Origin of the sequence: Paenibacillus odorifer, from assembly GCF_000758725.1 — a bacterium.
GTDB lineage: Bacteria > Bacillota > Bacilli > Paenibacillales > Paenibacillaceae > Paenibacillus_AQ > Paenibacillus_AQ odorifer.
In genome coordinates this window covers 4,775,646-4,789,453 of sequence record NZ_CP009428.1, presented here as the reverse complement: position 1 = coordinate 4,789,453, position 13,808 = coordinate 4,775,646, and the positions used below count along the sequence as shown (strand labels likewise).

Sequence of the window (13,808 nt, the reverse complement as noted above, 5' to 3'; positions counted from 1 at the left end):
ATTTTACAACATCTAGGAAAGCGGGGAACTATTCGTGCTGCTTCCACAAATAAATGATCCACAACAACTGAAATCACTGTCAGTCGAAGAATTAACTACTCTTGCAGAGGAAATTCGACGATTTCTGATTGAGAAGCTTACAGCAACCGGCGGGCACCTCGGTTCTAATCTGGGGGTGGTGGAGCTCACGCTGGCCTTACATTATTGCTACAACAGTCCTCGTGACAAAATGATCTACGACGTTGGCCACCAAGCCTATGTCCACAAAATACTGACCGGCCGTCAAGATCGCTTTGATACCCTGCGCAAATATCAGGGATTGTGCGGCTTTGTTAAGCGCTCTGAAAGCGAACATGATGTGTGGGAAGCTGGACATAGCAGCACCTCTTTGTCGGCAGCGATGGGGATGGCTATGGCTCGTGATCTTAAAGGCGAAGACAACAAGGTAATTGCCGTGATTGGTGACGGTGCGCTTACCGGCGGGATGGCTTTTGAAGCGCTTAACCACATTGGCCATGAGAAGCGTAAGCTGATGGTTATTTTGAACGATAATGAAATGTCGATTGCTCCGAATGTAGGGGCGATGCACAATTATTTAAGCAAAATTCGTTCGGACCGTCATTATTTGCGTGCTAAAGACGAGGTTGAAGGGCTGCTTAAGAAGATTCCGGCCATCGGTGGACGATTAGCGAAAACCGCTGAACAGTTAAAAAACAGTCTTAAATATATGATGGTACCCGGAGTATTGTTTGAAGAGCTTGGCTTTACGTATCTTGGGCCAGTGGATGGACATGATCTGGAGAAAATGATCGACACCTTCCATCAAGCAGATAACGTGGCGGGTCCTGTGCTTGTGCATGTGCTGACGACCAAAGGCAAGGGCTACAAACCGGCTGAGACTGATTTCTATAAATCGCATGCCATTTCCCCTTACAAAATTGAGTCGGGTCAGGCACTTAAAGCTGTAGGTCCTCCAATGTATACCGAAGTATTTGGCAGTACGCTGATTGAGCTGGGACGTGAAGATTCGCGCCTGATTGCAGTTACCCCTGCGATGCCAGGCGGTTCAGGGTTGTTTCCTTTTGCGAAGGAATTTCCGGATCGCATGATTGACGTCGGTATTGCCGAGCAGCATGCAGCAACCCTGTGTGCAGCTTTGGCTATGGAAGGGATGAAGCCGGTATACGCCGTGTATTCTACCTTCATGCAGCGTGCCTATGATCAGATCGTCCATGATATTTGCCGCCATAACGCCAATGTTATGTTCGCCATTGACCGTGCTGGATTTGTGGGTGCGGATGGTGAGACTCATCAGGGTGTGTACGATGTTGCTTTTATGCGCCATATCCCTAATATGGTGATGATGATGCCGAAAGACGAAAATGAGCTGCGTCATATGATGAAGACGGCACTTGAATATAATGACGGTCCAATTGCTTACCGCTATCCGCGTATTAACGGAACAGGCGTGGCAATGGATGCTGAACTGCATACCCTTCCTATAGGATCATGGGAACGACTGCGTACAGGAGAAGGATATGCTGTGGTGGCATGTGGTCCTATGGTTCAAGTGGCTGAAGAAGCCGCTGATTTGCTGAAGCGGGAAGGGATTCAGGTGGGTATTGTGAATGCGCGTTTCCTGAAGCCGCTTGATAACTCCATGCTTCTTGATTTGGCTCATGCTGGAACCAATATGGTTGTTATTGAAGAGGCTTGCCAAGCGGGAAGTCTCGGCAGTGCGGTATTGGAATTCTACGCGGAGCATGAAATTTATGACGCTCGTGTACATCTGATGGGTGTGCCCGACATCTTCGTGGAGCATGGCTCCATTAAAGAACAACGTCAGCAAACAGGCCTTACCGTAGAAGCGTTATGTGCACGTATCAAGTCCATGATGGCTCTAAGTGCTTATAATTACAAAACGACTTCGTCTTCCTAAGTGGAAGCCGGAAATTAGTAACCCTTGAACGATCGGGAGATGACCATGGAACACCGTAAAGAACGGATTGATGTACTGCTTGTGGAGCAAGGTTTTTATGAAAGCCGGGAGAAAGCTAAAGCTGCTATTATGGCAGGGTTGGTGCTCGCGGATGAGGAACGTATTGAAAAAGCTGGCATGAAGGTCTCGCGGGAGTCTACCCTTAAGGTTAAAGGCTCTGTGCATCCGTATGTCAGTCGTGGAGGCCTAAAGCTGGAGAAGGCTCTTCGCCAATTTAATATTGATCTTACCGGACGGAACATGCTGGACATTGGTGCTTCCACTGGCGGCTTCACAGATTGTGCGCTTCAGAATGGTGTAAGCCATGTGTATGCCATTGATGTTGGCTATAACCAGCTGGATTGGTCACTGCGTAATGATGAGCGAGTGAGCGTCATGGAGCGTACGAACTTCCGGTATATGACACCTTCAGATTTGCAGGGTCCTGTTCCGGACTTTGCCAGTATTGATGTTTCTTTTATATCCTTAAAAATAATTCTCCCACCCCTCAAAGCCTTGCTGCAACGTCCAGCAGATATCGCTGCACTCATCAAGCCGCAATTTGAGGCTGGGCGTGAGAAGGTTGGAAAATCAGGTGTGATTCGTGATTCCGCGGTCCATAAAGAGGTATTGATTAATGTACTGACTATGGCTGCAGAGTTAGGATTCGGTCTACATGGATTAACCTTTTCACCAATTACAGGCGGAGAAGGCAATATTGAGTTTCTTGCTCACTGGAGACTGACGCCAGAAGTGGTGGAAGGCGAAGAAGTATCCGTACAGCCGGCAGCTGCTGTTGCAGCAGTCATTCCAGTGGAGGACTTCGCTTCCCTTGCTGATGAAGTGATTAAGCAGGCTACGAGTACTTTTAATGTGAGTTCTACTCATGGAAACTCCCCGCGCCGCTAGAGCTTTATGAACACCCCGTCAACCTCAAATGGTCAGCGGGGTGTTTTGCAGATTTGCTCAAATGGATTGAATTTATTAAAATAAAGACCCGGTATAAAATCCGGGTCTTTATATTTTGAATCTTTTTTGGATTTACTGTGCTCGTTGTAATTGTAAAATGCTGAATTAGCGAATAATATCAATTATGCGGAAAGCTCGTAAAAAAACAGCTTAGAAGCAGGATTTACCAGGGCTTCACGCGAATAAATCACCGAGGTGATTGATAGTGGCGGGTAGCTCTGACAAGGTCGTTATGGCGTTTATTGGGGTAGCATTATCGATTTTTATAATATATCGGGTATATGTATGGCTGCAGAGTTCTCCGCGTTCTTTTATGAAGGATCAGATTCCGTTCAATAAAGTGATTATTCCACATCCCTCTATTGATATACTTGAGGATGAAGGATATGAGGTCGTTGGAGGGAAATTAAAAATCCCCTTGTCTTTCAACGTAAATGGGGCGCAGATGTATAGCCGGTTATTTATAGATTATGTGGCGACAAAAGAGGAAGGATCGTTATATTTAGTTATCCTTTCCAGACCACGCAAGCCTTTGGATTTCACTGGCAGCGGCTTACGTGATACCTTGCTTCCCTACCTGCTGATCTATCCGGAATGCAGCGGCGTTCTATATGTTAATGTAGCAACAGCATCGATCCATGTAATTAAGCTTGGCAAAGACGATGGAGAATCAAACTGAGTCCATATTTTTTATATACCAGGAGGCAACAATGAAGGGACAACGACATATTAAGATTCGTGAAATTATTACACAAAAGGATATCGAGACACAGGACGAGCTTGTGGAAGCCTTGCGTGAATCAGGTTTTCAAGTTACTCAAGCCACAGTATCTCGAGATATAAAAGAGCTGTTGCTCATCAAGGTACCCATGGATGATGGAAGATATAAATATTCACTTCCAACGGATCAACGGTACAATCCCATTCAGAAGCTTAAGCGCGTTCTTGTGGATAATTTTGTGCAGATCGATTCCTCGGCTAATCTTGTGGTGATGAAATGTTTACCAGGTACGGCTAACTCTGTCGCTGCTTTGATTGATAATATTGACTGGCCGCAAATTATGGGAACCCTTTCTGGTGATGATACAATCCTTATTATTTGCCGTTTACCTGAGGACAGTAAGACTGTAATTTCACAAATCATGGGTTATATTTCTTAATTATAATTAATCAGATGCCTGTCATCTTCTCGGAGGTGCTCTATTAGTGTTAGAAACCTTGTCTATACGCAATCTTGCCGTCGTTGAGGCGGTTGATGTGCATTTTTATCCTGGCTTCCACGTGCTTACGGGAGAGACCGGGGCAGGTAAATCCATTATTATTGATGCGCTTGGATTGATTGTTGGAGGCCGCGGTTCAGCGGATTCCATTCGTTATGGTTGTGAAAAAGCGGAGATGGAGGCGCTCTTCAGTCTTCCCAGCGGTCATCCCGTTTGGGAGACTTTGGAGCGTCTTGGCATTGAGGCCCAGCGCGAGGAGCATCTTATTATACGACGCGAGCTTACCTCTCAAGGTAAAAGTACATCACGTGTAAATGGACAGATGGTCAATCTTACCATGCTTCGCGAGATCGGCGAGCAGCTGGTTAATATACACGGCCAGCATGAGCACCAGAACTTGCTGAAGGCGGAACGGCATCTGGGACTGCTGGATACATACGGAGAACCGATTATTGGTCCGCTAAAGGCAGTTTTTCAGGAAAGGTATTCTGCCTTCGCGAAGGTGGAGAAAGAGCTGCGAGAGCTGCAGGAATCCAGCCAGAAGGCATACCAAATGCTCGACTTATATCGTTTTCAGCTTGAAGAAATTTCATCCGCCGGATTAAAACCGGGAGAAGATGAATTACTTACCGAAGAACGGGTCAAACTATCCCACAGTGAGAAAATGATGGATTCCGTATCGGGTGCATATGAGCTGCTTTACGACAGACAAGGCTTGGAATCGATCGGTAATGTCATTTCCAGACTTGAGGATGCAGTTCGTTACGATGAGAAGGGTCTGCGAACAGTGCTCGAACAGCTGCAGTCCTCATATTACCAGCTAGAGGATGCTGCTTTTCAGCTTCGTGATTACCGGGAAAATATCGAGTTCAATCCGATGCGACTTGAAGAAATCGAGAATCGTCTGGATTTGATCACTGGACTCCGACGTAAATATGGAGAGAGTGTAGAACAGATTTTGGCTTATTATGAACAAATTCACCGGGAAACTGATTTGCTTGAGAATAAAGATGAATATCTGGAGAAACTGACGGCGAAGCGCGATTCGCTGCTGTCTGTATTAATGGAAGCAGCTACGGAATTAAGTGAAGCACGCAAGCTTTGTGCTGCTGATCTGGCCACCCAAGTGGAGGGTGAGCTTAAAGACCTTCAAATGGAAAGAACCTCGTTGCAGGTCAAATTAGACACGCTGGAGGACCCCCGTGGAGTGGAATACAATGGTCGGCGTATTCGCCTCACAAGACAAGGGATAGACAGCGCAGAATTTATGATATCCCCTAACCCGGGCGAACCCCTGAGACCTCTTGGCAAAATCGCCTCTGGTGGTGAGCTGTCGCGTATTATGCTGGCAATGAAAAGTATTTTTGCGCGCCATGATGCAATTCCAGTTCTGATTTTTGACGAAGTGGATACCGGTGTCAGCGGCAGAGCCGCTCAGTCCATCGCAGATAAGCTGTTTAAGCTATCCTCTACCTGTCAGGTGTTCTCCATTACTCACTTGCCGCAGGTGGCTTGTATGGCTGACCATCAGTACTTAATCCGCAAAAAGGTTGAGGATGGAAGAACCATGACTGAAGTGGAATCCCTAACAAACGATGGACGTGTAATGGAGCTGGCCCGGATGCTGGGTGGCGTAGAAATTACCGAAAAAACATTGCATCACTCGCAGGAAATGCTTAATCTGGCCGAGGCAAGTAAGGCTGCAACAAGCTAAGCGGAGCAATGATTGACAGTAATAAAAGCCTGGGGGCAAGGTTATCTTATAGGTACGCAATTGGCGACCACCTTTTTCGTCAAGCGAAAGAAGCAAAAGGGAGCGTGACAGCCATTGAAGCCTAACCTCAGGAAGTTAATGCCAGGCCTTTTATTTGCCTTCTTTCTTAGTTTATCGGGCATAACGGGAACAAATCTAAGTTCTGCTGCACCACTGCATGGTGAACCAGCCAAGGTGACTGCACAAGGAATTCATTCCGAGCTTAAGGTGATCCCGGGAGGTCAAACGATCGGTGTGAAAGTGAAATCAGCAGGTGTTTTGGTTGTTGGTCATCATCTGATTGAAGTATCAGAGAAATCTAAGCTTTCCCCAGGAGAGGTCAGCGGTTTAGTGCCGGGTGATCTGATGATCTCCATGAATGGTGAGAAATTGGATGAGTTGTCCAAGGTGGCCAAGCTGGTGGATCGTGCTGGTAAAGCGAATAACCCCTTGACCATTGTCTTCAAACGCGGGGGTAAAGAGCATACAGCTAAGCTAAAGCCCGCGTATGACATTCATGACAAAGTGTGGCGGTTAGGCCTGTACATTCGTGATTCAGCAGCGGGTGTCGGCACATTAACTTTTTATGCTCCCGAGCAAGGTGTATATGGAGCTTTGGGACATGTGATTACAGACATGAATACCGGTACCCCAATTGTTGTAGGCAGTGGTCATATTGTTCAGTCCAGTGTAACCTCCATATCCAAAAGCCAGGATGGCGATCCGGGCGAGAAACGAGCGCATTTTTTGAAAGAAAGCCAAGTGCTTGGAAATGTGGAGAGTAATACTGACTTCGGCATCTTCGGTAAAATGAGCTCCAATCCCGAGCACAGTCTTTACAAAGAACCGATTCCCGTGGCGATGAGTGATCAAGTCAAGGAAGGTCCTGCTGAGATCCTAACTGTAGTTGACGGACAGCAGGTGGAGCGGTTTAAGGTTGAGATCATTCATGTAGCACATCAGCAAACGCCAGCCACTAAAGGAATGGTGCTGCGAATCACCGATCCACGTCTTATCGATAAGACAGGCGGTATCGTTCAAGGCATGAGCGGAAGTCCTATCGTACAGGATGGCCGTCTCATAGGGGCGGTAACTCATGTATTTGTAAATGATCCTAAGTCCGGTTATGGGTGCTTCATCGAATGGATGCTTCAAGATTCAGGTGTGACCAAACAGGAGAATAGGTATTCATTAAATCTTAAGGCGGTTTAGCCTTAAGATTTTTTGTCGAACGATTACGAAGAACCTCGAACATTGAGATAAAATATTTAATTATAATCCAACGCAGAAAAAAAATAAAGAAAAATAATTTTCGACAGAAGGGAATTCGATCTCCATGTCGAAAACGTAAGAGACAAGAAAAAAATGTTATTTTCGAATAGCAGATATAATTAAGGAGGAAGCAGCCAGTGCAGAATATTGAAGTGTTGTTGGCCGATGATAACAGGGAATTTACGAATTTGCTTTCCGAGTACATTTCTGAGCAAGAAGATATGACCGTAACGGGTATCGCCTACAATGGTGAAGAAGTGCTTCAAATGCTTAGCGAAGCGCGTAAAATTCCCGATGTTCTTATTCTTGATATCATCATGCCGCATTTAGACGGCCTAGGTGTATTGGAACGTCTACGTGATATGGATCTGAATCCTCAACCGAAGATCATCATGCTGACTGCTTTTGGTCAGGAGAACATCACTCAAAGAGCTGTACAGCTTGGTGCATCCTATTATATTTTGAAACCGTTCGATATGGAGGTCCTGGCAAATCGTGTACGTCAGCTTGTCGGCTCTCAAGGCAGCATGAGCTCTTCCTCCAACATGTACAATTATTCGTCGACGTCCAGATCGAATGTAGTGCCGCTCTCTAAGGGCAAGAACCTCGACGCTAACATTACCTCGATCATCCATGAAATCGGTGTCCCAGCGCATATCAAGGGCTATCAGTACCTGCGTGAAGCGATCACCATGGTATATAACAATATCGAGATCCTTGGTGCGATTACGAAGACGCTCTACCCAGCAATCGCTGAGAAGTTCAAAACCACGCCTTCACGCGTAGAACGGGCGATTCGCCATGCGATTGAAGTGGCTTGGACACGTGGGAACATCGACTCCATCAGCCATTTATTCGGTTACACCATTAATATCTCCAAATCTAAGCCTACTAACTCGGAATTTATTGCCATGGTAGCAGACAAGCTGCGGATTGAACATAAGGTTAGTTGAAAGGGTTAGGGGTAGTGCGGGGTAAGGGATTGTAGGTTGATGGTAGGTGTTTACAGTCAGTATATAAAAACCGATAAACTTGTTTTGAAGCCGATAAACTTTTTCCATCTCACCCGATAAACCTTTTTGGTTTATTGGGTTTTGTTTTTATTTAAAGATTAGCCATCTTATAAATGGTGAAACTCAAGCAGGGACATAGAACAATCGGGCGAACTGGTTAGATAAACTAATTTTCTATCCAGATACAGAACTACATTTATGAGTTAAGTCGGAGGAATCTTCATGAATTATTACGAATCAGGTGTTGAAAGAATTAGGAATATTGATGCGAATTTATACATTGAAATTTCAAAAAAAAGATACGAAGAAGTAAGATCTAAGGGTGAATATGAAGCAGATGCTAATTTGATTGCAGAGTATTACCGTAGAGTCGGCGTGTTTTTGCAGTTTATCTCAAAGGAAGCAGCAAGTATATACATAGGAATGGATATGTTATTAGGTTTTAAGATGGAGGAAAATGAGTGGGACAGTTTCTTAGAAACGTGTCCGAATTTTAATAAAATTGATATTATGCTTATGAAATTAATAAGTATACATTATTTACGCTGGTGCTCTTTGCTTGATGCGCGCGACAATATCGCATTGCAGTTTCCAGATATATATGAACCGATGATCAAATTATTTGAGAGAGGTGGGGGACGGATTAATACGCATCACCACGAACTGGTTGGTGGATTTGGAGCTTTTTCACGCTCTATCCATGCAAATAGAGGAGATATGACCCCTTTTGATATAAGCGATGTTGCTCTAGAAAATATCATTAAGGAAGTAGAACTAGCAGAAGGTTACTTAGCTGACTATAAGAACGGCAATTTATCAGAAAATAATTGTATCCGCTGTGGTAACAAATTATTGATCCTACCAAACTTATCGGATTATGGTTATCAATGGTATAAAATTAAATGCGAGACTAAAGACTGTTTTGATAAAAATTTCTCATGATACTTCATTATAGTTATATCAATCAGAGTGTCCGCGGCATGAGCTATCAATAAAATCAATGCAGTAAAAAGACACTGAGATCTATTCATCAGTGTCTTTTTTTTGGATACTTTTCCACCAACATTTTATTTCATCGTTCTTGTAATCATTTCATTCAGAGGGTTGGAATTTAAAGCAACTTAATCAGCTCTTCTAGCTCATCAACCATACCTTTTGCAAGTTCAAAATTATTGTCTTTTAAAGCTAATTCTATTTTCATTTCAACTGCTTTTTTATTTTGTTCATTTTCTAAATAATCTTTATCAAAATGACTGGTATAAATCATCTTTCTGAATTTTCGCATACTCATTTTTCTAATCGTCTTATCGTCAATGATTAGTACATAATCCATCCCATTTACTACAGAATAGAAATCATGAGAAATCATGAGTATCGCACCTTTATAGTCTTCAATGGCTTTCTCCAGTGCGATTTGTGTATAGGTGTCTAAATGGCTTGTCGGTTCATCAAGAAGCAATAAGTTTGCTTTGCTAGCAGAAACTTTTGCCAATTGCAGTATATTTTTTTCGCCACCAGATAAAGATTCTATCTTTTGATTAAGAATTTCTCCTTCAAAGCCATAGTTTGAAAGATGTGCTCTAATCTCGTCATAAGTTGCAAACCCGGCATCGATGAAGTCTTCTAGTATGGTATTAGAATCCTTTAGCACTTCGTCTTGAAGCTGAGAAAGATAAGCCACTTTAATATCAGAATTCATTTTAATTGAATCATGATTATTTTTAAAGATATCTCGGAGTAAAGTCGTTTTCCCGGTACCGTTTGGACCGATAAGGGCTACTTTATCTGTAGGTTTCATCTCAAAGTTAACATTTTCTAAAATCAACTCATCAAAAGAAACACTATAATTATTCACATTTAAAACAGTGATGTCTTCTTCAAATTCATTGTCCACACCAAAACTGATTTTTGGTTGCTTAATATCAACGAATGGCGCTTTAATTTTTCGCGCTTCCAATCTTTCTTGAAACTTAACCCTAGCTTTTAACGCTCTTCCTCTAGAGGCTTCTGAATTATAGGTTGCGATCGCTCTAAGATTATCAATAATGTTATCGTATCTCTCTATCTCTTCTTGTTCAGCGACTGCGATTTCTTGTAACTCAATTTTCGTCTGAAGTAATGAGAAGTTATACTCAATATATCGCCCATCGAACTCTTGGATCTCCATGTTTTCAAGGTGTATAATTTTGTTAAAACAATGATTCAATAGATAACGGTTATGCGTAACCACTAGCAATATTCCTTTGTGAGCATTAATAAGATTTTTAAGTGCATTTAGGTTTTCAAAATCTAAAAATACATCGGGCTCATCCATAATCATTAAGTCTGGACTAGTCAGCATTTCCTTCATCACTTGAATAAGCTTGAATTCCCCACCACTTAGGTCGGATACCCTAGCATCTTTTAGCTTCAAGAGGTTGGCTAAATTTAGTTTCTTATTAATATTGCTTTCAAAATCATTTCCATCCATTAAATCAAAGGCATCTAGAGCTAATTGATACTTTTCGAGTAATGAATCAATATCTGATGATGTTTCCATTTCAGTGAGGATAGCTGTTATTTCATTTTGTATCTTAATAAATTCTTCTCCTATATATTCAAAAACTGTTGTTTCTTTAGATTTGTCAAGTTGCGAAAACTGACTTACATACCCAATTTTGCAGGTTGGGTCCATCTCTAGCTTGCCTTCGAACAAATATTTTTCTGGATCCATTAGTATATCGATCAGTGTACTTTTACCACTGCCGCTTGTTCCTATAAAAGCGCAATGTTGTGCCTCTTCAAGCGTAAATGAAATGTTTTTATATAGTTCTTTTTGCGGGAATGCGAAGGATAAGTTATCAACTTTTATCATAGTGTTACCTTTCTTAACTAAAAATAGTGACTATTATAAGATGTATTAAAGAGCACAGATTTTGAGTTTACCGTTGATAGAGTAACACTGTTTACAAGCAACTTCAATCATTTCGCATTAAAGTTGCTTGTGAAATTTTAAAATACAACTTAGAACAATATGATCACGCCTGCCCAGATAGCGTATTATAGCTCGATTACATCTGGCCAGTAGTTGGGTTGGCTGTGGCACGGAAAGAAGATTGCAGATGCGATTGTAGTAAATAACTCGGCCTACGTACCTGTACGCGCGATGTCCGAAGCGACCGGAGCAGGGGTGACGGTTGAAGGAAAAACGATAATAGTGGAGAGTAAGGAGACTGAGAAGGCAGCGCTAAAGGCAAGTATTGCTGCGGCTAAACTCCGGGAAAGATTAGCAGGGGCAGAATCAAGCGTTCAAGTTCTCAAAGAAGCGATCCAACTGGTGGAAACTACTGCGGCCGACCTAACAAGCGGAGCAGACTTAGAGGCTAGAAGAAACTATATCGCGGAGTTGAATAAACGTGTAGAGTTCATGGAAATAGAAATTTCGCAGATCAAGACGCAGCTCGGCGAATAATAAATGAATAATGACGAAAAGTCTCGCCATTACTGGTGCGGCTTTTTTTACTTGCAATTAGATAAATCCCTGCCATTCACACAAAACTCCACTTCACATAATAGACACTCATTTGGCAAATAATGTTTGACATGTGAGGAATGTCACTGATAAGATGATGTAAATTAAACCTAGTTGAATAATCGGATAAGGTTCTTTAGAGGATCTCATCATTTTTTTTTGCTCTAAATACCTATTAAATACATGAGTATAGTTTAATTTATATTTATCGGAAAGGGTGAATGGAGTGTCGGAGGAAACACTGGTTATCGAACATTTGAATAAAGTATTCGCCGCGCCTGCAGGTGATGTTATCGCATTAAGTAATATTCAGCTGAAGGTGAAAAAAGGCGAGTTGATTACGATTATAGGTCCCAGCGGCTGCGGAAAAAGTACCTTGCTAAAAATTGTGGCAGGACTGGATACGAGCTATAGCGGCACGGTTCTACTGAATGGCAAACAGATCGACGGTCCGAGTATTGAGAAGGGATTTATATTTCAAGAACCAAGACTTTTTCCGTGGTTGACGGTGGAGCATAATATTGCAGCAAATTTATCGCTTAAAAATCCAGAGGTTCGCAAAAAAGTAAATGAATTGATTGAACTTGTACGATTAAAGGGTTTTGAGAAATCCTATCCACGTGAGCTGTCAGGCGGGATGGCCCAGCGAGTATCTATTGCTAGGGCGTTGCTCCGTAATCCGGATGTATTATTGCTCGATGAACCTTTTGGCGCACTAGACGCTTTTACTAGATCACATCTGCAAGAGGTACTTCTTGATATTTGGCAGAGTAATAAGACGACTATGTTATTTGTGACTCATGATCTGGATGAAGCTGTATTTTTGGGTGAGCGGGTAGTCATTATGAATCCTCGACCTGGACATATTCGCAATATTCTTCCCATCGATTTACCGTTTCCGCGAAAAAGATCCAGTACTTCATTCCAAGAGTTACGTCGACTGGTTCTGAGTGAGTTTGAGAAGGTTGAAGAACCGGCAATCGATGTTGGTGCTGGTATCTAGATAAAGAGAGTCCATTTTTTATAAAAAGGGGAGAAATGATCCATGAAATTATTTCGTAATTCACTACTTGTTATGCTTGTTTTGTCTGTATTTGCAACGGGTTGTGCATCGAATGAAAAGAGCGCGGGAAAGAACGATGCGAACAAATATGAAGGTGTGACCATTAAAATTGGCGTGCAGGGCAGCGGGGGAATGTTTGGTAAAGCCCGTGAGGAAAAATGGTATGAGCAAGAATTTGATAAGCTGGGCGTCAAAGTAGAATGGACGGAATTTCAAAGTGGACCCCCAATGACAGAGGCGATCGCTTCTAATAAGTTGGACATAGCGACGCTTGGTAACATGCCGGTGATCGCAGCCCAAGCTGCGGGCATTCCTATTAAGATTATCTCACAAGTATTAGAAGGTACGAATAACGTTGCTCTTCTTGTACCTAGTAGTAGTACTGCTCAGAAACTGGAGGATTTGAAAGGTAAGAAGATAGCTGTTACAAAAGGCAGCAATGCTTACAACTTCCTTTATCGCGGTATTGAGGAATCAGGTCTTAAAGAAGCAGATTTTGAGATTATCCAGTTACAGCCTGATGAAGCACAACCTGCATTTGAAACCGGTGGCGTTGATGCATGGGCTACATGGGATCCATATATTACTCTAAATGCATTGACCGGTAAAGGGAAGGTTTTGACGGATGGTGAGCAATTGGGTGTCTTATCTCCTTCTTTTGTGATCTCCCGTTCAGCGTTCGCAGAGAAATATCCAGAACTAGTTACGCTTTATTTAAAAGTCACCAACAAAGCTATAGCTTGGGAGACAGATAATCGCGCTGAAGCGACTGAAAGATATGCGGCTGAGCGGAACATTCCGGCAGCGGTAATAGAAGGTACGTTTGAACGTTCCCAGATGATCAACATTCCAATTAGTGATGCTGTTGTTGAAGAATTGCAGAAGACAGCCAATTTTCAATTTAATATTAAGAACATTCGTAAAGAGATTGAAGTTTCTAAAATAACAGATAATCAATATATTGAAGCAGCACTGAAGGAACCTTTGAAGTAACGGATGAAACCACAGATGTAGAAAAGAGGTTGTTTA

Annotated in this window: 12 protein-coding genes; 11 read left to right on the top strand and 1 reads right to left on the bottom strand. The window is 42.7% G+C overall.

From position 1 onward, the window contains the following. The first annotated feature begins 34 nt into the window (after nucleotides 1–34). The 8 genes from dxs (at nucleotide 35) to PODO_RS20910 (ending at nucleotide 9,147) form a co-directional block, all read left to right on the top strand. The gene (gene dxs / locus PODO_RS20945; protein WP_038572528.1) at nucleotides 35–1,939 is read left to right on the top strand and encodes a 1-deoxy-D-xylulose-5-phosphate synthase; all 1,905 of its coding nucleotides are present in this window, start codon (nucleotides 35–37) and stop codon (nucleotides 1,937–1,939) included. Between the two features lie 45 nt (nucleotides 1,940–1,984). Beyond that, nucleotides 1,985–2,887, top strand: a complete 903-nt coding sequence (locus tag PODO_RS20940) for a TlyA family RNA methyltransferase (RefSeq protein WP_036682815.1) — start codon at nucleotides 1,985–1,987, stop codon at nucleotides 2,885–2,887. A gap of 265 nt (nucleotides 2,888–3,152) precedes the next feature. Beyond that, complete coding sequence (locus tag PODO_RS20935) at nucleotides 3,153–3,626, top strand: hypothetical protein (protein WP_235219482.1); 474 nt, start codon at nucleotides 3,153–3,155, stop codon at nucleotides 3,624–3,626. Between the two features lie 31 nt (nucleotides 3,627–3,657). Continuing rightward, nucleotides 3,658–4,107, top strand: a complete 450-nt coding sequence (gene ahrC, locus PODO_RS20930) for a transcriptional regulator AhrC/ArgR (RefSeq protein ID WP_036682813.1) — start codon at nucleotides 3,658–3,660, stop codon at nucleotides 4,105–4,107. A gap of 46 nt (nucleotides 4,108–4,153) precedes the next feature. Then, entirely contained in the window at nucleotides 4,154–5,881 is a 1,728-nt protein-coding gene (recN, locus tag PODO_RS20925; protein WP_038572526.1) for a DNA repair protein RecN, read from the top strand. A 138-nt stretch (nucleotides 5,882–6,019) separates the two neighbouring features. Beyond that, nucleotides 6,020–7,132 carry a SpoIVB peptidase gene (gene spoIVB, locus PODO_RS20920; RefSeq protein WP_080742549.1) on the top strand — a complete coding sequence of 371 codons (1,113 nt, stop codon included), beginning with the start codon at nucleotides 6,020–6,022 and terminating at the stop codon, nucleotides 7,130–7,132. A gap of 197 nt (nucleotides 7,133–7,329) precedes the next feature. Beyond that, entirely contained in the window at nucleotides 7,330–8,145 is an 816-nt protein-coding gene (spo0A, locus tag PODO_RS20915; RefSeq protein WP_036682806.1) for a sporulation transcription factor Spo0A, read from the top strand. Nucleotides 8,146–8,427: 282 nt separating this feature from the next. Then, nucleotides 8,428–9,147, top strand: coding sequence for a hypothetical protein (locus PODO_RS20910; RefSeq protein ID WP_036682805.1), 720 nt, complete (start codon nucleotides 8,428–8,430; stop codon nucleotides 9,145–9,147). Nucleotides 9,148–9,316: 169 nt separating this feature from the next. On the opposite strand, the gene PODO_RS20905 is transcribed toward PODO_RS20910, so the two are convergent. Then, entirely contained in the window at nucleotides 9,317–11,059 is a 1,743-nt protein-coding gene (locus PODO_RS20905; protein WP_038572523.1) for an ABC-F family ATP-binding cassette domain-containing protein, read from the bottom strand. Nucleotides 11,060–11,272: 213 nt separating this feature from the next. On the opposite strand from PODO_RS20905, the gene PODO_RS20900 reads away from it, so the two are divergent. The 3 genes from PODO_RS20900 (at nucleotide 11,273) to PODO_RS20890 (ending at nucleotide 13,772) form a co-directional block, all read left to right on the top strand. Continuing rightward, nucleotides 11,273–11,656, top strand: coding sequence for a hypothetical protein (locus PODO_RS20900; protein WP_038572521.1), 384 nt, complete (start codon nucleotides 11,273–11,275; stop codon nucleotides 11,654–11,656). Nucleotides 11,657–11,942: 286 nt separating this feature from the next. Further along, a complete protein-coding gene (locus PODO_RS20895; RefSeq protein WP_038572519.1) occupies nucleotides 11,943–12,719 on the top strand; it encodes an ABC transporter ATP-binding protein in 777 nt (258 codons plus the stop codon). A gap of 42 nt (nucleotides 12,720–12,761) precedes the next feature. Then, nucleotides 12,762–13,772 (top strand): aliphatic sulfonate ABC transporter substrate-binding protein, encoded by a 1,011-nt coding sequence (locus PODO_RS20890; RefSeq protein WP_038572517.1) that lies wholly within the window; start codon nucleotides 12,762–12,764, stop codon nucleotides 13,770–13,772. The last annotated feature ends 36 nt before the right edge of the window (nucleotides 13,773–13,808 follow it).